At 72.6% G+C, this 19,121-nt stretch carries 16 protein-coding genes and 1 pseudogene; 7 read left to right on the top strand and 10 right to left on the bottom strand.

Annotation, left to right across the window (positions count from 1 at the left end):
* Positions 1-73 precede the first annotated feature (73 nt).
* Together ACIQOU_RS01995 and ACIQOU_RS02000 are read right to left on the bottom strand one after the other, a co-directional pair.
* Positions 74-601 (bottom strand): ATP-binding protein, encoded by a 528-nt coding sequence (locus tag ACIQOU_RS01995; protein ID WP_401533055.1) that lies wholly within the window; start codon positions 599-601, stop codon positions 74-76.
* A 236-nt stretch (positions 602-837) separates the two neighbouring features.
* Positions 838-1,161, bottom strand: coding sequence for a hypothetical protein (locus ACIQOU_RS02000; protein ID WP_401533056.1), 324 nt, complete (start codon positions 1,159-1,161; stop codon positions 838-840).
* Between the two features lie 320 nt (positions 1,162-1,481).
* On the opposite strand from ACIQOU_RS02000, the gene ACIQOU_RS02005 reads away from it, so the two are divergent.
* Positions 1,482-2,606, top strand: coding sequence for a PLP-dependent cysteine synthase family protein (locus ACIQOU_RS02005; protein WP_401533058.1), 1,125 nt, complete (start codon positions 1,482-1,484; stop codon positions 2,604-2,606).
* A 10-nt stretch (positions 2,607-2,616) separates the two neighbouring features.
* On the opposite strand, the pseudogene ACIQOU_RS02010 reads toward ACIQOU_RS02005, so the two are convergent.
* Positions 2,617-3,074, bottom strand: a pseudogene (locus ACIQOU_RS02010) (SRPBCC family protein).
* An 88-nt stretch (positions 3,075-3,162) separates the two neighbouring features.
* Positions 3,163-3,981, bottom strand: a complete 819-nt coding sequence (locus tag ACIQOU_RS02015; RefSeq protein WP_401533059.1) for a DeoR/GlpR family DNA-binding transcription regulator — start codon at positions 3,979-3,981, stop codon at positions 3,163-3,165.
* Positions 3,982-4,266: 285 nt separating this feature from the next.
* On the opposite strand from ACIQOU_RS02015, the gene ACIQOU_RS02020 reads away from it, so the two are divergent.
* Positions 4,267-6,612 carry a hypothetical protein gene (locus tag ACIQOU_RS02020; RefSeq protein WP_401533060.1) on the top strand — a complete coding sequence of 782 codons (2,346 nt, stop codon included), beginning with the start codon at positions 4,267-4,269 and terminating at the stop codon, positions 6,610-6,612.
* On the opposite strand, the gene ACIQOU_RS02025 is transcribed toward ACIQOU_RS02020, so the two are convergent.
* From ACIQOU_RS02025 to ACIQOU_RS02040, 4 genes are all read right to left on the bottom strand, one after another.
* Positions 6,582-9,020, bottom strand: a complete 2,439-nt coding sequence (locus tag ACIQOU_RS02025) for a right-handed parallel beta-helix repeat-containing protein (protein ID WP_401533061.1) — start codon at positions 9,018-9,020, stop codon at positions 6,582-6,584. The genes ACIQOU_RS02020 and ACIQOU_RS02025 overlap by 31 nt on opposite strands.
* Positions 9,021-9,127: 107 nt before the next feature.
* Positions 9,128-9,733 carry a hypothetical protein gene (locus ACIQOU_RS02030; protein WP_401533062.1) on the bottom strand — a complete coding sequence of 202 codons (606 nt, stop codon included), beginning with the start codon at positions 9,731-9,733 and terminating at the stop codon, positions 9,128-9,130.
* 101 nt (positions 9,734-9,834) lie between these two features.
* Positions 9,835-10,749, bottom strand: a complete 915-nt coding sequence (locus tag ACIQOU_RS02035; RefSeq protein WP_401533063.1) for an MOSC domain-containing protein — start codon at positions 10,747-10,749, stop codon at positions 9,835-9,837.
* Positions 10,750-10,805: 56 nt separating this feature from the next.
* Positions 10,806-11,243, bottom strand: a complete 438-nt coding sequence (locus tag ACIQOU_RS02040) for a DUF6643 family protein (RefSeq protein WP_401533064.1) — start codon at positions 11,241-11,243, stop codon at positions 10,806-10,808.
* Positions 11,244-11,539: 296 nt separating this feature from the next.
* Here ACIQOU_RS02040 and ACIQOU_RS02045 point away from each other — a divergent pair, with 296 nt between their 5' ends.
* Entirely contained in the window at positions 11,540-12,847 is a 1,308-nt protein-coding gene (locus tag ACIQOU_RS02045; RefSeq protein WP_401533612.1) for a TerD family protein, read from the top strand.
* 10 nt (positions 12,848-12,857) lie between these two features.
* On the opposite strand, the gene ACIQOU_RS02050 is transcribed toward ACIQOU_RS02045, so the two are convergent.
* Entirely contained in the window at positions 12,858-14,039 is a 1,182-nt protein-coding gene (locus ACIQOU_RS02050; protein WP_401533065.1) for a glycosyltransferase, read from the bottom strand.
* Between the two features lie 58 nt (positions 14,040-14,097).
* On the opposite strand from ACIQOU_RS02050, the gene ACIQOU_RS02055 reads away from it, so the two are divergent.
* Entirely contained in the window at positions 14,098-14,883 is a 786-nt protein-coding gene (locus ACIQOU_RS02055) for a glutamate racemase (protein ID WP_401533066.1), read from the top strand.
* Positions 14,884-15,008: 125 nt separating this feature from the next.
* Positions 15,009-15,554, top strand: coding sequence for a hypothetical protein (locus ACIQOU_RS02060; protein WP_401533068.1), 546 nt, complete (start codon positions 15,009-15,011; stop codon positions 15,552-15,554).
* A gap of 9 nt (positions 15,555-15,563) precedes the next feature.
* Here the strand turns inward: ACIQOU_RS02060 and ACIQOU_RS02065 are convergent, their stop codons facing one another.
* Entirely contained in the window at positions 15,564-16,562 is a 999-nt protein-coding gene (locus tag ACIQOU_RS02065) for an O-antigen ligase family protein (RefSeq protein ID WP_401533613.1), read from the bottom strand.
* A gap of 295 nt (positions 16,563-16,857) precedes the next feature.
* On the opposite strand from ACIQOU_RS02065, the gene lnt reads away from it, so the two are divergent.
* Together lnt and ACIQOU_RS02075 are read left to right on the top strand one after the other, a co-directional pair.
* The gene (gene lnt, locus ACIQOU_RS02070; RefSeq protein WP_401533070.1) at positions 16,858-18,465 is read left to right on the top strand and encodes an apolipoprotein N-acyltransferase; all 1,608 of its coding nucleotides are present in this window, start codon (positions 16,858-16,860) and stop codon (positions 18,463-18,465) included.
* A gap of 85 nt (positions 18,466-18,550) precedes the next feature.
* Positions 18,551-19,030 carry an NUDIX hydrolase gene (locus tag ACIQOU_RS02075; RefSeq protein WP_401533071.1) on the top strand — a complete coding sequence of 160 codons (480 nt, stop codon included), beginning with the start codon at positions 18,551-18,553 and terminating at the stop codon, positions 19,028-19,030.
* Positions 19,031-19,121: the final 91 nt, after the last annotated feature.

Consider the following 19,121-nt stretch of genomic DNA (forward strand, 5'->3'; position numbering starts at 1 on the left):
AGCACGTCACAGGGTCCGGTCCACGGGCGCGCGGCTCGGCCGCACGCCCGTCGCGTCGATCGGGAACGGCTGGTCAGCCGGGGACGGTCGAACGGGCGGGGGCGGTCGGCGCCCTGCGGCCGTCGAGCGCGTGCTCGATCTCCGGGAACCGGTGGACCGGCTTCTCGGAGAGCCGTCGCAGCGGTCGCGCGGGTGCCAGTACCGGCGGGGGAGCGGTCGGCAGCGTGAACCAGACGGACTTGCCCGCCTCGCCCTTCGCGCGCACGCCCCAGCTCTCGCTCACCGCGGCCACCAGGGCGAGCCCGCGCCCACAGGTCGCGAACGGGTCCACGTCCCGCACCTCGGGCAGCCGCGGATCGTGGTCGTGCACCGAGACGGTGAGCCGGTCGAGCAGCAGCTCGATCTCCACGGTGCACGTCTTGTCGGGCGCCGCGTGCCGGTGGACGTTGGTCAGCAACTCGGTGACGCCGAGCGCGGCATGGTCGATGAGGGCATCGAGATGCCAGTAACGCAACTGTGCCGATACGATTCTGCGGACCTGTCCGATCCGCGGCGGCAGGGCCTGAAGCTCCACTGCGCAGTGCTTGCTTGGGTGACTCACGGCTGCGACTCCCCGACTTGATGCGGTCCGGAAGAACGACTTCAGAGATCCGGACGTACACGGAGTACGAATCCAGCAGGAGCCTTCGTCAACGGCCGCCTGCTGTCGTGCCCGGCGGGCTGGTTCGCAGCGTGATCGCCGGTAGACCCAGAGTTACGTGAGACCAGCGTGACGCAGGGGGCGGGCTTGCGCAACTCGCGTTCACCCGCCCCGACCGCGACCAGAGTGCGCGCCGATCAGCCGCCGCGCCCCGACGCCTTCCGTATGGCCTCGATGAACCGGTGAGCGGCGGGCGGCCCGGGCTGACCGGGGGCGGGGTCGTGATCGCCCAGGGTCAGCAGGTACCGCTTGCCGTTGAGGTCCGCGAGCGCCCGGTCGTCCGGCGCGAACCAGGGCTTCGACGCCCGCACGGCCTGCACCGGCGCGCTGTCGATCTCGCTGCCGTAACTGGTGAGCAACTCCAGCCTGCCGTCGTTGATCCGGACCTGCCCGGCCCGGGTGAGCGACCGCAGCCGCTGTTCTATCCGCACGCCCATCGCCGTGAACTCCGGGTCAGCCATGCTGTCCGCCCCCTCATGCGCTTGAGGTCCGGGCCGGCCCGTGCGGGCGGGCTCCGGCTCCTTGGGTGATCCCGTGTGCCGTCCCCATGGTGCAGTCTGCCCCCGCCCGGAGGCGAGCACCAGTGCGCGCAACCGGCGCACACCGGCAGCCCGGAGCACTCGCGCCCCTGCGCCCCACCGTCGGGCGCGGTACTGCCCCAGGTCTGCCTTTGAGCGCCCCAAAGCTGTGTTTATGCAGGTGAGAAGCGTGAGCAAGGTGTTTATGATCGAGGTGTCGGCCGCGTGGAACGCCGTCGGCCGCCACTGTAAGGAGCCCCGCCGTGAGCACCACCCGACAGCCCGGGCCCGCCGTGACCCTCGACGTGGACCGCAGCGACCGCGCCTATCGGGACTGGCTGAAAGAAGCCGTCCGCAAGGTGCAGGCCGACGCCAACCGGTCCGCCGACACCCACCTGCTGCGCTTCCCGCTCCCCGAGCGCTGGGGCATCGACCTGTATCTGAAGGACGAGTCGACCCACCCCACCGGCAGCCTCAAACACCGGCTCGCCCGCTCCCTCTTCCTCTACGGCCTGTGCAATGGCTGGATCAGACCGGACCGCCCGGTGATCGAGGCGTCCAGCGGTTCGACAGCGGTGTCGGAGGCGTACTTCGCCAAGCTGATCGGCGTGCCGTTCATCGCGGTCATGCCCCGCACGACCAGCGCCGAGAAGGTCCGCCTGATCGAGTTCCACGGCGGCCGATGCCATTACGTGGACGATTCACGCCGGTTGTACGAGGAGTCGGCCCGCCTCGCGGTGGAGAGCGGGGGCCACTACATGGACCAGTTCACCTACGCGGAACGCGCCACGGACTGGCGCGGCAACAACAACATCGCCGAATCGATCTTCCGCCAGCTGGAGTTGGAGCGGTACCCGGAGCCCGCGTGGATCGTCGCCACGGCAGGCACCGGTGGCACCTCCGCCACGCTGGCCCGCTATGTCCACTACACCTTGCGCGACACCCGGGTCTGTGTCGCCGACCCCGAGAACTCCTGCTTCTACCAGGGCTGGACCACCGGCGACCCGGACGTCACCTGCGAGCGCGGTTCCCGGATCGAGGGCATCGGCCGCCCCCGCATGGAACCGAGCTTCGTGCCCGGCGCCATCGACCGGATGATGAAGGTGCCCGACGCCGCGAGCGTCGCCGCCGTCCGCGCGCTGGAACAGGCCATCGGCCGCAAGGCGGGCGGCTCCACCGGCACCGGGCTGTGGGGCGCGCTGAAGATCGTCGCGGAGATGGTGGCCGAGGGACGGCAGGGCAGCGTGGTGACGCTGCTGTGCGATCCGGGCGACCGCTATCTGGACAAGTACTACTCGGACGACTGGCTGGCCCGCCAGGGTCTGGACATCGCCCCGTACGCGACGGCGATCGCCTCGCTCCTGGAGACCGGCGTCTGGCCCTGCTGACCCGGTCCGCTCACCGCGCGAGCCGCCGGTCCAGGGCCACCGCCGCCTGGCGGAAGGCCCGCCCGAGCCCACCCCGCGCCGCCCTGACGACCAGCCGGAACGGCGCGTTCCCGTCCACCGCACCCGCGTACCCGTACCGGCCGGGGTGAGCCGCCACTCCTCCGCCAGCGCCCACAGCCCCGGCACGTTGGCCGTGTCGACGCGGTACGCGTACACCTCCGACGCCCTCGCGGTCAGCACCGTCTCCTCGAACCGGGCGCCGACCCGCAGCCGGATCTCACGGCGCCCGCCGTCGTCGGAGGTCCGGGCCAGCGTCACCGCGGAGAACCACTCGGGCCAGCCGGGCACGTCCTCGGCGAGCGCGTGGAAGACGGCCTCGGGGCTTGCCGAGACCTCCCGTTCGTACACCAGCCGGACGGGTGCGCTCTCGACGAAGTCAGGACCGACCGGCCGCAGTTGACGGGACATGGACCACAACTCCCTTGGCTGAGAAGTGCAGTTGGGCAGACCGTGGCACGCTGGCTGACGGCCCGTCAACTGTCCGTGCCTCGCGGGCTCAGCGCTCCGGTTCGCCCGCCACCACCAGGGTGCGCAACTGCTCCGAGATCTCCGCACGGGCCTCGTCCGGCAGTCCGGAGTCCGTCACCAACGTGTCGACCTGGTCCAGCGTCGCGAACGAACTCAGGCCCACCACACCCCACTTGGTGTGATCGGCGACCACCACGACCCGGCGCGCCGACTGCACCAGACGCCGATTGGTCTCCGCCTCCGCGAGGTTCGGCGTCGACAGACCGGCCTCGACCGATATGCCGTGCACACCGAGGAACAGCACATCGAAGTGGAGCGCCCCGATCGCCTGATCGGCCACCGGACCCACCAGGGAGTCGGACGGAGTGCGCACCCCGCCGGTCAGCACCACCGTCGCCGCACCCGGCCGGGGCCCCGAGACCCGCTGCGCCGCGTGGAACACATCCGCCACCCGCACCGAGTTCGTGACGACGGTGAGATCCGCGACGTCCAGCAACTGGTGCGCCAGCGCGAACGTCGTCGTCCCGCCCGACAGCGCGATCGCGCTCCCCGGCGCCACCAACTGGGCCGCCGCCCGCGCGATGTCCTCCTTGGCCGACAGTTCGAGCCCCGACTTCGCTTCAAAACCGGGCTCGTGGGTGCTCGCCTCCACCAGCGGAACGGCACCGCCGTGCACCTTCTCCAGCACACCCTGCCGGGCCAGCGCGTCCAGATCGCGGCGCACGGTCATGTCCGACACACCGAGCTTGCGCGTCAACTCGTTGACCCGCACCCCGCCCCGGCGCCGGACCTCGTCCAGGATCAGGGTCCGCCGCTGCTCCGCGAGGAGGTTCTGATTCTCACTCACGTACGCTCCGGTTCCTTTCGCCTCAAGCCGTCCGACACGCCCGGCGCACCCGCTGTGACAAGGACGTTCCTCCCGGTCCCGGTGCGCGGACGCCCCATCCTCGCACGGGACGGCACGGCCGTGCCCCCACCACCCGATGCCCACCGGACACCCACGTCTCACCCGTTGCTCGCTTGTCACCCGGATCGGGGAGATTCCGTGACGAGTGGTGTGGGCACGCCCCCCGGCGGACATCCTGGGCCCGCACGGACACCGGAGACGGCACACCACGGGGGAGACACCACAGTGGAACGGGCCACGGAACACACCGGCGCCGCCCTGGAACTCCTGGTCCACGGAGTGGGCGGCACGACACCCCAGGAGATGCTCGACGACCCGCGCACGGTACGGATCACCGGCGACGACACGGCCGCCGTCTTCCGCCGCGCCGACGACGTCGACGCCGAGACCCGCCCCGACGACAGCCCCGAGGCCCGACGCGGCGACCCCGTTCCCGAGGCCTACGTCTGGTGCAACCTCACCTCCGGCAACAGCGCCCGCGCCCTGTGGCTGCTCCTGCTGCCGTTCATGGTCGTCAACCTCGCCCACTGGATGCGCCCCGCGACCCACGGCCGCCGCCGCACCGTGCGCTGCTACGGGCTGCTCGTGCGGCTCACCGGGCTGACCCTGACGGTGCTGCTGGTCGCCGCCGCCTGCGAGGTCGCCCTCGACCTCGCCGCCTGGCAGTGCGCGGGCACCCACGGCTGCGCCCAGCGGCACACCTGGCTGGGCTTCATGTCACCCGACGCCTCGCACCACGGCTGGTGGAGCCGGCCGGGGCGCCGCCTCGTCCTGGCCGCCCTGGTCCCCACCGCGCTCACCTGCCTGCTCTGGTACCTCTCCCGGCGCACCTGGAGCGCCTACGAGTCGGCGCGCCCTCTCACCCACGACCCCGAGACCGACGAGGACACCGACCGCGCCGGCCTCGACCGCCCCGGCTTCTGGTACGGGCGCCGACTGGTCGCCCGGCTGCGCGCCGCCCACACCGCGGCCGGGCTGCTCACCGTCGCCGCCGCGCTCACCGCGTCCACCGCCCGCTTCGACCGCGCCCCGGGCGGCTCGGCGGCCCTCGACACGCTGGGCCAGCTCCTGGTCGTGGCCCTGTTCGCCACCGCCGTCGTCGTGGTGTGGGTGGTGTGCCGCCGGGGCCGCAGCGAGAACCGCCTCGACCAACGCCTCGACGAGCACCTGGTCCGACGCCTCCCGCTCGGCGCCCTCGCCCTGCTGGCCCTCGCCGCCGTCCACGCCGGGTGGGAACGCCCCGGCTGGCAGTCCGCCGGACGGCTCCCCGGCGACGCCGCCTTCGGCACCCTCGCCCTCGGTCAGGGCGCTCTCGTCGTCGCCCTCGCCGTCGTCGCCCGCGTCCTGCACGCCACCCGGCCCGACCGCCGCGCCGCCATGCGGGGCCTGGCCGGACCCGCCGTCGCGATGCTCTCCTGCGCCCTCGGCGGCGTGATGTCCGGCGGCGTCGCCCAGCGGGTCTCCGACTGGCTGGACGGCACCGGCACCTCCATCCCCGGGCCACCCGTCCTGCTGACCTGGCAGGCGTCCGTCATCCCCGCCCTCATCGTCGTCGTGCTGGTGCTCTGCGCCCACCTCGGCCGACGCGCCTGGAGACTGCGCCGCGCCGAACTCGCCACCGTCGAACTCGACCACCCCGGCGAACCGACGGACGCCGCCCGCACCCGCCGGATCGCCACCGTGCGCGCGATGGCCACCCTCACCGACCGCGCCCCGCTCCTGGTCGCCGTCACCTCCGGCACCACCCTGTTCCTCGGCGCGGTGGCCCTCGTCGGCGCGTTCACCACCGACCGGACCCCCGACGACGCCGCCCGCCCCGCCTACGCCGTCGTGCACGGCGCCGCCGAGACCTCCCAGGCGCTCGGGTCCTGGCTGATCGGCTTCGGCTTCGTCCTGTTCGTCACCTGGGGCCGACGCGCCTACAAGGACCCCGCAGCCCGCCGCACCATCGGCATCCTGTGGGACGTCGGCACCTTCTGGCCGCGCGCCGCCCACCCCTTCGCCCCGCCCTGCTACGCGGAACGCGCCGTTCCCGACCTGACCTGGCGGATGGCGACCTGGACCCGTGCCACCGGCGGCCGCCTGGTGCTCTCCGGGCACTCCCAGGGCAGCGTGCTCGCCGCCGCCGCGGCCTGGCAGCTGACCCCGTCCGTCCGCAGCCGGATCGCCCTGCTCACCTACGGCTCCCCGCTGGAACGCCTCTACGGCCGCTGGTTCCCGGCCCACTTCGGGCCCGACGCGCTCAGCGCCCTGCACCAGGACGTCGCCTGCTGGCGCAACCTCTACCGCCTCACCGACCCCATCGGCGGCCCCGTCGCCCTGCCCGGCGACTGCGGACCCGAGGTCGACCGGCCGCCCCTGAAGGACCCCCTCGCCTACGGCCGCACCGCGGCGCACCCGCTCCCGGCACCGATCCTCGGCCACTCCGACTACCAGGCGGACCCCGCGTTCGCCGAGGAACGCGCCGCGCTGCTCGCCCGGCTCACCCCCGGCCTGCCAGGACCCCGCCCGGCGACACCGGCCAGGCGACCGGCGCCGACTCAGGCCGACCCGGGCAGATCCTCCGCGTAGAGCAGCGTCAGATCGTCGGTGCTCGGCTCCGGGAGCTGGGCGACCCGGCTCGCGTGCCGCTCCACCATCGCCTCGAAGGTCTGCCGCGCGGTACGGCCGTTGCCGAACGCCGGACCCTTGGGCAGGTCCGCGAAGTACGTCAGCAGCGCCGGGGACGCACTGGCCGCCAGGCTGTACTCGTGCTCCTCGGCCTGCTGCTCCACGATCCTCAGCAGCTCCTCGGGCCCGTAGTCGCTGAAGGTGATGGTCCGTGAGAACCGGGACGCCACACCGGGGTTGACCGAAAGGAACCGTTCCATCTCGGCCGTGTACCCGGCGACGATCACCACGACCGCGTCCCGATGGTCCTCCATCAGCTTCACCAGCGTGTCGATGGCCTCCTTGCCGAAGTCCCGGCCGGAGTCCTCGGGCGAGAGCGCGTACGCCTCGTCGATGAACAGCACCCCGCCGCGCGCCCGGTCGAACGCCTCCTGGGTACGGATCGCCGTCGAGCCGATGTGCTCACCCACCAGATCGACCCGGGACACCTCCACGAGATGCCCCTTCTCCAGCACGTCCAGCGAGTGCAGGATCTCGCCGTACAGCCGGGCCACCGTCGTCTTGCCGGTGCCGGGGGAGCCCGTGAAGACCAGATGCCGCTTGACCGAGGCCGCCTTCAGCCCCGCCTTCTGACGGCGCCGGCCCACCTCGATCATGTCGGTGAGCGCCCGCACCTCGCGCTTGACGCTGTCCAGACCGATCAGCGCGTCCAGCTCACCCAGCACGTCCTTGGACTCGCGGGCCGACGGCGCCGGGTCCTCGGCGGCGGGCATCGGCTGCTCCGCGACGCGCTGACCGGGGATCGCGCCGAGCAGCCCGGGGGACTGGACGGCGGTCTGCACGACCGGCTCCGGCGCCGCCGAGGGTGGGCGGACGCCGCCGCTCTCGTCGCTGGTGCACTCCTCTATCTCAGGACCGGTGCCGGGCGCCGTGTCCGGGCCGAGGTCCGCGAACTCGTACCCGCCGCGCGAACACCGCTCCGTACGGCACTTGCGCAACGTCGTCCGGCAGCCGTCGAGCACATGGAAGCCGTAGCCGCCGCTGCCCGTCACCCGGCAGTGCAGAAACGTCCCGCGCCCGCCCGCCGACACATAGAAGCCCGCCTCGGCCGGTGAGTCGACCGTGCACCGCTCGATGGTCGGATCGGCGCCCTTGGTGACGATCACGCCGGTCTGGGTGCCGTCCAGGGTGCAGTTGTTGAGCGTGCCGCCGCTGCCGTGGTCGCGGAACCAGGCGCCCGTCGCCGCGTCCCGGATACGGCAGTCGTCGAGCTGCGCGGTGGCGCCGTCGCTCACCGACACCGCCGTGTTGCGCACCTGGGAGAGGTCGCTGTCGACGACGTCCGCCCGTGAACCCCGGTCGAGGACGAACAGGGCGTCCGGCACGTCGTGCACCCGGCAGGAGTCCAGCACGGCGGTGGCGCCGTCACTGACCCACACTGCCGGATAGTCGCCGGTGCTGTCGAAGATCTCGCACTGGTTGGCGTCCACGCGCGTGCCCGGGTCCCATACGGACAGCCCGTTGCGCCCGAACTGCCGGACCGTGGTGCGGGTCAGCGTCAGCACCGAACGGGACCGCAGATCCACCGCGTTCTCCGGGATGTCATGGATGCGGCAGTCGGCCAGGGTCAGCACCGCGTCGGTGTCCAGCGTGACACCGTCCGCCGTGGTGCGGTGCACATCGCAGTCTGTGAGGTGCGCGGTGGCACGCGCGGTGATCTGCACACCGCTGCCCCGCACCTCGTAGATCTCACACCCCACCGCCTCCAGCGAGGAGTTCTCCCCGGTCGCCGTCAGCCCCGCGCCCGACGTGTGGTGGATACGGCAGCGGTCGAGCCGGGGATGGGCACCCCCGCGCACCGCGACCCCGGACTGCCCGGCCGCGACGACCTCGCACTCCTCGAACACCCCACCGCCACCGTCCAGTACGGCGATCCCGACCCCGGCCGGGTTGTCGACGGTGCAGCGCCGCACGGTCGGCCGGGCCCCGCCGCGCACCTCGATGCCGGCGGCGGAGCGGGTGACGATCCGGACGTCCGTCAGCTCCGGCGTGCCCTCCTCGACGAGCAGCGCGGGCGCGGCCGAGTCCTGGCCCTCCACATGCAGGTCCTGGACCACCGCCGAGGCGCGCACGGTCAACGGCACGCCGTCCAGCGGCGCGATCCGGACGGAACCGGGGGCGCCCTCGGGGCCGCGCAGCGTCACCGCCCGCTCGATGACGAGGTTCTCCCGGTAGGTGCCGGGAGCGACGGTGAGCACGTCACCGTCGGCCGCGGCCTCCAGGGCGGCGGCGAGCGACGCGTACTCACCCGTGCGGCGCCGCCACCGCGATGTACCGGTGTGCGTCACCTGGACCGTGCCCTGTGCCATGGTGTTGTTCTGCCCCCACCTCGTCGTACGCGGGTCGATGCCGAAAGCGTCGGCCGGTCCACCGTAGCGTGCGCGCGGGTGGTGGGTTGACCAGAGCCGAAAGGCGGTCAGCTGCCGGTGCCGGTCCTGCCCCAGTCCGGACCGGCCTGCTCCCACGCCTGGTCCCAACTGACGTATCTGCGGCGGACCATGCGCCACACCAGCAGTCGCCTGGCCACCTCCACCACGCCCGCGGTGAGCAGCGCCGCGCCGACCCCGGCGAGCACGGCGTGCGTCGACGCCGTCGCCGAGTCCAGCGGGCGCGCCACTGTGCGGCCGTGCGCGTCCGTCCACATCGCGAACCGGTCGCCGCGATGCGGGGACTTGAGGTCGGAGAGGGTCGGCCCGTGCTGGAACGTGCCGTCCGGAGCGGTCCAGTCGGCGATCACACGGCTGCGCAGATCGCGCGAGGACGACGTGTCGGGGTCGGTGTCCAGCGGCGAACGGGACAGCTTGCGCACCACGGTGGCCGTCACCAGGTGCCGCGCTCTGTGCTGCTCCCGGACCGTACGGTGCAGGGAGTCCTGGGCGAGATGGCCGACGGCCGTGCCGATCAAGGGCGTGACGACCACCATCAGCAGCAGCGCCGCCAGCGCGAGCCTGCTCTCGGCCAGGTCGGTCGACCGGCGCAGCGGGTTGCGCCGCCAGCGCCACAGTCCTCGTATCGCTCGCACCGTCCCACCCCCTTCCTTCCCGCTCCGTGATAACCCGTCCCGGAGCCCCGCATGCCACGGCCCTGACAAAGAGAGAGCGAAATCACCAGGGCCGGGCTCCCTCACACCTTCTGAACGCGCGGCCCCCCGAAGCCGGTTCCCGCCCCCGCGCTCCGGTCCGGATCTCCGCCCGGGTCCGCCCCGGAACCCGCTTCGAGGACGGTCACCGGGTCCCCGACCCGGATGGTGCCGCAGGTCAGCGGCACCAGATTCTGCCCGAAGACCAGCTTGGCGCCGAACCGGCGATGCCGTCCCAGCGTCCGCAACGGCTCCTTGCCGCGCGCCGCGCTCTCCTGGTCGGTGGTGGTCACTACGCACCGCCCGCACATCGTGGCGACCCGGAAGACGACCTCGCCGATCGCGACCCGCGTCCAGTCGTCCTCGGCCCAGGCGGTGGTGCCGTCGACGACCACGTTCGGCCGGAACCGGTTCATCGGCAGGGGGCCCTCGTCCGGGTGATCGCCCTGCGCGATCAGGGAGTTGAGGGCGTCGAGGGAGGCGGTGGTGGTCAGCAGCAGGGGGTAGCCGTCCGCGAAGGAGACCGTCTCGCCCGGCCGCGCGTAGACGGGGTCCACGGGCCGACGGGTGGCGGGGTCGTCCATGTGCACCAGGCGGACGTCGGCGCCGAGCAGGGTGCTGACCCAGGTGTGCGCGGCGGGGTCCTCGGCGGGGACGCCCCGCACCGCGTCGCCGAAGATGTCCACCGGGACCGTGCCGGTCGGGCGCGGCACCGGCACGTCGAGCGCGGGCAGACCGGATGCGGACAGCCGAACGCCGCCGCCGGGCAACAGCGCGGCGGCGGCCCGTGCGAGGCACGGCTGCTGACGTTGTGTGACGACCTTTCCCCTGTCGTCGATCAGCGCCCAGCGGCGGTCTCCGGCCAGCCCCCAGGGCTCCACCTCGGCCTGCCGGGGCGCGAGGCCCCGGAACGCCTTGACCGGGTGGACGTGGATCGACTCCAACCGTGCGTTCCCCATGACGTCATCGTGCCAGGCGGCACTGACAATCAAGGGTCAGGACGTGCGCGGGCGGCTCAGTAACCGCGGTACTGCTGCTGATTGTTGTACGGGTCCTGGTACTGGACCGGGGCGGGCCGGGGAGCCTGCGCGGCGGGCCGCATCGCCTCGTAGCCGGAGCCGGGGGCCATCGGGCGCTGGGGTTGCTGCTGACCTGGGTATCCGCGCGGCGCCATGGTCTGCGGGGGGATGTACGCGGCGGGCGCCTGCTGGAGCGGGGCGGGCTGGGCGGCCTGCGGGTAGCCGTACATGGGCTGGGACGGACCCGCCGGGAGTGCGGGCAGTGCCGGCGGCAGCGCGGGCAGATGACTGCTCGGGATGTCGTAGGCCGCGGGGACCCGGATCGGAGCGATCTGCGGGGTGCCCCGCTCGGCCACGAGCCGGTCGTAGATCGGAGTGTCCGGGAAGGAGGCGGAGTAGTAGCCGCCGCCATAAGTGGAGCGGGGGGAGGTCATGGCACATAAGTTAAGCCCACGATGTGCTGGTTGGGGAGACCGATTAGAGGGTTGTTTTCCGTGTCGGCCGGAGTCGTGTATCCCCAATGCGAGCGAACTTGCCAAAAAGGGGCGGCGACCTGCGTTCGGATCGTGTAAAGCCTGAGTTCCTTGAGGTTTACAGGATCTCTCCGGGGATCTTCCTGTGCCTCTCATGGGACTTCGCTGTCGGGGAGAATAGGTTGGGCGAGTAAGAGGCCGAACTGCCGCCGGGACACCGCCCGGTGCGGTGACACGTGATGGGGGCGAACATGTCAATGCCGAAGGGATCGAACACGCCGGTGCCGACGACGGCACTGCGCGTCGAGGTGGGCCGGCGGTCCGGGCCCGGCGTGCCCGACGCGGACGCCTCGGCCCTGCTGCTGGTGGGCGGAAAGGTGCGTTCCGACGGGGACTTCGTCTTCTACAACCAACCGGTGCATCCATCAGGCGCCGTCCGGCACGAGGGCAAACACGAGGGCAAACACGAGGGCAAAAAGGACAGCGGCGGCATCGTCACCGACACCCTGCTCGTCGATCTCGCGCGCGTGGAGCCCGCCATCGAGACGATCGTCCTCGTGGCCTCCGCCGACGGCGGAACGTTCGGCCAGGTGCCGGGCCTTTATATCGAGGTGCGTGAAACGGCCCAGGGGAGTGTCGTCGCCCGTTTCGACAGCACCGGGGCGAGTGTCGAAACCGCTTTCTTGCTCGGTGAGTTCTACCGCCGTCAAGGCGCCTGGAAATTCCGCGCGGTCGGGCAGGGCTACGGCAGCGGTCTGGAAGGCCTCGCCACCGACTTCGGTATCACGGTGGACGAACCCCAACAGACCGCGCCCGCACGACAAGCGCCGCCGGCCCCCGCAGGCCCCGTGACCCCGCCCGCACCGATGGCCCCGCCGCCTCCGGCCGCCCCTCCGGTGACGCCGCCGCCCGCGCCCCCCGCGCCGGTCCGGCTGAGCAAGATCACGCTCACCAAGGCGGCCCCGGCGGTCTCGCTGGCCAAGCAGGGCGGCACCTCGGGCGCGATGCGGGTGAACCTCAACTGGCAGACGCGCAAGCAGTTCTCGGGGTGGGGCAGCAAGCGCGGCCGGGCCGTCGCCGCCCACGCGGACCTCGACCTCGACCTGTGCGCCCTCTACGAACTCACCGACGGCAGCAAGGGCGTGGTCCAGGCCCTCGGCAACGCCTTCGGCGCCCTGCACCGCCCGCCGTACCTCCACCTCGACGGCGACGACCGCACGGGCGCCGTCGAGAGCGGCGAGAACCTCACCGTCAACCTCGATCACACCCGGGACTTCCGGCGCGTCCTCGTCTTCGTCACCATCTATGAAGGCGCGCGTTCCTTCGCCGACCTGCACGCCACGGTCACGCTGCAACCGCAGTACGGCGCGGCGATCGACTTCTCCCTCGACGAGTGCACGGTCCCCTCCACGGTGTGCGCCCTGGCCCTGATCACCAACACCGGCAACGACCTCGTGGTCCAGCGCGAGGCCCGCTACCTGGTGCCCGAACGCGGGGTGAGCCCGCAACGGACCGTGGACCGCGCCTACGGCTGGGGCATGAACTGGACCCCCGGCCGCAAGTGACCGTCCCCCGTCACAGCGGCCGTTCGTCCACGACCGCGTCCGGGCGCGCGTAGGTGCGGCCCTTCCACGCCGCACCGCGCCCCCGGTAGTGCCGCACCGCCGAGTCGACCGTCATCAGGAGATAGAGGAACGCGGTGAACGGCAGCAGCGGAGCCGACCGCGACGGCTGCCCGTAGTACCGCAGCATCGGCAGATACGTCCCCGCCATCACCAGCCAGGCGAGCCCGCCGAGCCCCGCGACCGCCGCGTTCCGTGCGATCAGCCCCACCACCAACGCCACCGGCGGCACCAGATAGACCAGCGCGAGACCCGCGACCGTCCCCGCCAACAGCAGCGGCTGATGGCGCAGTTGCGCGTAGGCACTGCGCGACACCATGCGCCACAGGTCGTGCAGCCGCGGATACGGCCGCACGCTGTCCACCCGTTCCGCGAGGCCGAGCCAGATGTGGCCGCCGCCGCCCTTGACCGCGCGGGCGAGCGCCACGTCGTCGATGACGGCGTGCCGGATGGCGTCCGGGATGCGCGCCCGCTCGGCGGTCTCGGCCCGCAGCAGGACACAGCCCCCCGCGGCCGCGGCCGTGCGCCCGCCCTTGAGGCCGATCCGGCGGAACGGATACAGCTGCGCGAAGAAGTAGACGAAGGCCGGCACCACCAGCCGCTCCCACCGGCTCTCCACCCGCAGCCGCGCCATCTGCGAGACGACGTCGTAGCCGCCGGTGCGGGCCGCCGCGACCAGCGTGCGCAGACTGTCCGGGGCGTGCGCGATGTCCGCGTCGGTCAGCAGCAGGAACTCGGGCCCACGCGCGCGTGCCAGGCCGATGCCGTGCCGCACGGCCCACAGCTTGCCGGTCCACCCGGCGGGCGGTTCACCGGGGGAGCCGACGGTCAGGGGGAGTCCGCCGTTCTCCAGGGACAGCACGCGGGCCAGTTCGCCGGTGCCGTCCGTACTGGCGTCGTCGACGAGGAAGACCTCGGCCCGCCCCGGGTAGTCCTGGGCGAGCAGCGACGGCAGGCTCGCGGGCAGCACGGCCGCCTCGTCGCGCGCGGGGACGACCACAGCGACCGACGGCCAGTCAGCCGGTTCCTCGCGGGGCGGCAGCCTGACATCCGTGCGCCAGAAGAGGCCCTGACACAGCAGCAGCCACAGCCAGGCGGCGAGGGACAGGGCGGCGATCCACACGAAGGCGCTCACTCCGGGCAGTCTGCCCCACCCGACGGGCCGTCATGGGCTCATCGTCTATCGTGGCCGAGTGAAGATCGCGCTCATGGACTCCGGAATCGGTCTGCTGGCGGCGACTGCCGCGGTTCGGCGTCTGCGGCCCGACGCAGATCTCGTCCTCTCCCTCGACCCCGACGGCATGCCCTGGGGCCCGAGAACGCCCGAGGACCTCACCCGGCGCGCCCTCGCCGTCGCCCAGGCCGCCGCCGCACACCGGCCCGACGCGCTGATCGTCGGCTGCAACACCGCCTCCGTGCACGCGCTGCCCACCCTGCGCGCCCGCCTCGAACCCACCCTGCCGGTCATCGGCACCGTCCCGGCGATCAAGCCGGCCGCGGCGGGCGGCGGCCCCCTCGCGATCTGGGCCACCCCGGCCACCACCGGCAGCCCCTATCAGCGCAACCTCATCGCCGAGCACGCCGGGGGCGTACGGGTCACCGAGGTGCCCTGTCATGGACTGGCCGAGGCCGTGGAGTACGCGGACCAGGCCGCCGTCGAGGCCGCCGTCACCGCCGCGGCCGCGCTGACCCCGGACGATGTAACGACCGTCGTCCTGGGCTGCACCCATTACGAACTCGTCGCCGAGCGCATCCGCAACGCCGTCCAGCGCCCCGGCCGCCCGCCGCTGGTACTGCACGGTTCCGCTGGCGCCGTCGCCGCCCAGGCCCTGCGCCGCCTCTCCGTGCAGCCCGCCAACGGCGCCCAGACGACCGGTTCCCTGACGGTGCTGCTGAGCGGCCGCCAGGGAGCGCTTCCCCCGGCCGCCCTGGCGTACGAGGAAGGCCGGCTGCTCCAGTCGGTCACGCCCGCCCGGTGACGAAGGCCACAAGAAGGTGACGTCGGCCGTGGCGGCGCACGTCGTGCTGCCACGGCCGCCCGGTCGGCCCAGTCACGCTCCGCGACCCCGTACCCGCGTGGCGAAACCTGAGTAACCTCGTAGGCATGAGGGAGCACCCCCACGCCGAGAACGCCCCGCACCCGGATGTCTGGACCGGACGCGCGACCAACCGCGCCCAGTGGCTGCTCGCGGTCGGCGGCGTGGCGTTCCTGGCGCTCGGCGTCGAACTGGCCGTCGACTCCGCGTGGACGTCCGGCATCGCCCCGCTCGCCATGTCCGTCGTCGGCTGCATCGCGGCCGGGCTCCTGATCCTCTTCGGCACCCTGGCCTTCGTCCACGTCGACCTGAGACTCGACAAGGACTGCGTGGAGGTGCGCTGCGGCCACATCGGCGTGCCGCGCCGCCGCATCCCCCTCGCGCATGTCGCGGGCGCCGAGTTCGTCGCGCTCGTCACCCCGCGCCAGTGGGGCGGCTGGGGCTACCGCTGGCGCCCCGAGAAGGGCACCGCCGTCGTCGTCCGCAGGGGCGAGGGCGTGGTCCTGCGGCTGTGGGACGGGCATACGTTCACCATCACGGTGGACGACGCCGAGTCCGCCGTCCGCGTCATCAAGGACCGGCTGCGCCCGGCCACATCCGGCACGGTGCTCTGAGCCGACGGCTCACGGCGTCAGACGTTCACCACGCGCGCGTACGTCCGCCCTTCGCACCGGCCGCTCCTCTTCCATGAGCGGATGCGCCGTGGCCACACCCGCGAGGAGACCGGCGCCGACCGCCACGGCGGTGAAGCTCAGCGCGGTGCCGAACGCGGCGATCGCCGCCACCGAGGCCAGGGCCGCGCCCGCGGTGAGCACGACCGGCGTGGCACGCGGCGAACGCCACAGGGCGTGCAGTATCCAGCACAGGCCCGCCCCCAGCAGGACCACGCCGACGATCCCCTGTTCCGCGGCGAGTTGCAGCGGCGCCGAGTGCGGCTTGCCGTCCGGCACCGGAGTCCCCGTCACCGTCATGCCCAGGTCACCGAAGCGTCCGGGGCCGACGCCCAGCGCCGCGTGGTCGCGGGCCAGGCTCAGGGCATCCCGCCAGAGCCGGACACGGTGCTCCGTCAGCTGCCCGGTCAGCGCGTCGGCCGGTCCTTCGGGCAGCACGTTCCCGGCGAGCGCCCAGATCAGGCCGGTCACCATGGCCACGGTCACCCCCAGGGCGACGATCCCGGCGCCCCGCCCCGGCAGCCGCCCGGCGGCGAGGGAACACAGCAGCACGCCCGCGCAGGCCACGAACCCGGCGATCGAGCCGACCACCGCCGCCGTCCCCGTGATCACGACGGCCAGGGCGCCCAGCAGGAGGCGCGCCGCCGGTCGTTGCGCGGACCACGCGGCAGCGCACGCGGCACCCGTACCGAGGGCCAGCAGAGCGGCCGTCACACCGACATGGCCCAGCGGAGCGGTGAACTGCGGCCCCAGCCCCGGAACGGCGACCGTCAGCACCAGCCCGGCCAGCGCCGCGGCCGAGGGCGCGGCGACCGGCAGCAGCGCCCCGCCGATCCGGCCCGCCGCATACCCGGCCGTCACCGCGAGGACCGCCAGCAGCACCCCCTCCGGACGCCCGTCCCGCGCGCCCGCCGTGATCAGCGACCAGGCGGCACAGGCACCGAGAACCACCACACCGACCGCATCAGAAACGTTTCGCCTTTCGGTGTCCTCCCCAGGACCACCGTCGGACGCCACCCCTGTGACACCCACCCCGTCCCCCTGCCCCCGACCCGCTGCGGTCCCGGAAACCGGTGAACGGCGACCGGGCGAGCGAGGCTTCGGCCACCGTAACGGCTGAGGGACGTTTTGTGGATGAGTTGGGCAGAACCCCTCACGAAGGAGGGCCGCACGAGGCGTCCCATGTCACACGGTGCCCTCCCGCCCACGCTGTGAGCGCCGAGGTCAGCCGCCGTACACTCCCCGGGTGACCGTCACCGCACCCCCCGAGGACGAGTCGGAGCAGTTGCCGCAGGTCGCGCCCGCCTCGTGGGTGGCGCGCCTGAAGCGACTTCTCCCGGCTCTCAGCGCCGCACTCCTCGGAGTGCTGCTCTACGTCAGCTTCCCGCCCCGCCCCCTGTGGTGGCTCGCCGTACCGGCCTTCGCCTGCTTCGGCCTGCTGCTGCGCGGCCGAGGCTGGAAGGCGGGCCTCGGCCTCGGCTACCTCTTCGGCCTCGGCTTCCTGCTGCCGCTGCTGGTGTGGACCGGCGTGGAGGTCGGCCCGGGCCCGTGGATCGCGCTGGTCCTGCTGGAGGCGGTCTTCGTCGCGCTGACCGGTGCGGGCATCGCCGTGGTGTCGAGGCTTCCCGGGTGGCCGCTGTGGGCGGCGGCGGTGTGGATCGCGGGGGAGGCGGCACGCGCGCGTGTGCCGTTCAACGGCTTCCCCTGGGGCAAGGTGGCCTTCGGCCAGGCCGACGGGATCTTCCTGCCGCTCGCCGCGGTCGGCGGCACTCCGGTGCTCGGCTTCGGCGTCGTGCTGTGCGGCTTCGGCCTCGGTGAGGTCGTCCGGCTGGCGGTGGCGGGCCGCCGTACCCGGACCGTGCGCCGGTCGGCCGCGATCGTGGCCCTGGCGAGCGTGCTCGTCCCGGTGGTGGGCGCGCTGGCCGCCCGGACGCTGGTGAGCGACAAGGCCGAGGACGGCAGCGTGAGGGTCGCGGTCATCCAGGGCAACGTGCCGCGTGCCGGGCTGGAGTTCAACGCCCAGCGCCGTGCCGTTCTCGACTACCACGCGCGCGAGACGGAACGTCTGGCCGCCGAGGTCAAGGCGGGCAAGGTCGCCAAGCCCGACTTCGTGCTCTGGCCGGAGAACTCCTCCGACGTCGACCCGTTCGCCAACGCCGACGCGCGCGCGGTCATCGACGAGGCGGCCGACGCGATCGGCGTGCCCATCTCGGTCGGCGGCGTCGTCGAACGCGACGGCAAGCTGTTCAACGAGCAGATCCTCTGGGACCCGAAGAAGGGCCCCGTCGACACCTACGACAAACGGCAGATCCAGCCGTTCGGCGAGTACCTGCCGCTGCGGTCCCTCGTCGGTGCCATCAACAGCAACTGGACGTCGATGGTCCGCCAGGACTTCAGCCGGGGCACCAAGCCCGGCGTGTTCTCCATGGCCGGCGCCAAGGTCGGTCTGGTCACCTGTTACGAGGCCGCGTTCGACTGGGCCGTGCGCTCCGAGGTGACCGACGGCGCGCAGCTGATCTCGGTGCCGAGCAACAACGCGACCTTCGACCGCAGCGAGATGACCTACCAGCAGCTCGCCATGTCCCGGGTCCGCGCGGTCGAGCACAGCAGGACCGTCACCGTGCCGGTCACCAGCGGGGTCAGCGCGATCATCATGCCGGACGGCAGGATCACCCAGAAGACCGGCATGTTCGTCGCCGCCCACCTGGTCCAGAAGGTGCCGCTGCGCTCCTCGGAGACGCCCGCCACCCGGCTCGGCATCCTGCCGGAGATCGCGTTGGTGCTGGTCGCCGCGGGCGGCCTCGGCTGGGCGATCACGGCCGGTGTGCGGGGGCGGCGGGCCGGCAACGCGTAGCCGATGTGCAGGGGGCGCGCTGGATGCCCCGCGTACGCTGCCGTTTTCCCCGGCCGGCGAGGTTCCGCGCGGTTAGGGTCGGGCCATGGCTACTCCTGACTTCATCCGCGAGATCCGGGCCTCGGCGGGCCATCAGTTGCTGTGGCTGCCCGGGGTGAGCGCCGTTGTCTTCGACGACGAGGGCCGGGTCCTGCTCGGTCAGCGCGCCGACAATCACCGGTGGGCGCTCATCTCCGGCATCCCGGACCCGGGCGAGCAGCCCGCGGCGGCCATCGCGCGCGAGATCGAGGAGGAGACCGGAGTACGCGTCGCCGTCGAGCGGATGGTGGCCGTCCGCTCCGCCCGCTCGGTCACCTACCCCAACGGCGACGAGTGCCAGTTCATGGACCTCTGCTTCCGCTGCCGTGCCCTCTCCGGCGAGGCCCGGGTCAACGACGACGAGTCCCTGGCCGTCGGCTGGTTCGCCCTCGACGATCTGCCGGACCTCACGGAGTACCACCACTTCCGGATCAAGCAGGCCCTGACCGACGAACCCACGTGGTTCGAGCCGGCGAGCGCCGAGTGAGTCGCGTGCGCTAGACCCCGAGCAGATGGGAGGGGGCTGAGCAGGGTCGCATCCCGACCCGCTCAGCCCCCTTTTTTTCGGCTCCGGGGAC

It is taken from the genome of Streptomyces sp. NPDC091279 (genome assembly GCF_044757465.1).
Taxonomy (GTDB): domain Bacteria; phylum Actinomycetota; class Actinomycetes; order Streptomycetales; family Streptomycetaceae; genus Streptomyces.

Excerpts from the sequence above, each read along its gene's own strand:
- ACIQOU_RS02025 (WP_401533061.1), bottom strand. The coding sequence starts at position 9,020 with ATGGCACAGGGCACGGTCCAGGTGACGCACACCGGTACATCGCGGTGG.
- ACIQOU_RS02060 (WP_401533068.1), top strand. The coding sequence starts at position 15,009 with ATGAGGGAGCACCCCCACGCCGAGAACGCCCCGCACCCGGATGTCTGG.
- ACIQOU_RS02040 (WP_401533064.1), bottom strand. The coding sequence starts at position 11,243 with ATGACCTCCCCCCGCTCCACTTATGGCGGCGGCTACTACTCCGCCTCC.
- ACIQOU_RS02000 (WP_401533056.1), bottom strand. The coding sequence starts at position 1,161 with ATGGCTGACCCGGAGTTCACGGCGATGGGCGTGCGGATAGAACAGCGG.
- ACIQOU_RS02035 (WP_401533063.1), bottom strand. The coding sequence starts at position 10,749 with ATGGGGAACGCACGGTTGGAGTCGATCCACGTCCACCCGGTCAAGGCG.
- ACIQOU_RS02045 (WP_401533612.1), top strand. The coding sequence starts at position 11,540 with ATGCCGAAGGGATCGAACACGCCGGTGCCGACGACGGCACTGCGCGTC.
- ACIQOU_RS02075 (WP_401533071.1), top strand. The coding sequence starts at position 18,551 with ATGGCTACTCCTGACTTCATCCGCGAGATCCGGGCCTCGGCGGGCCAT.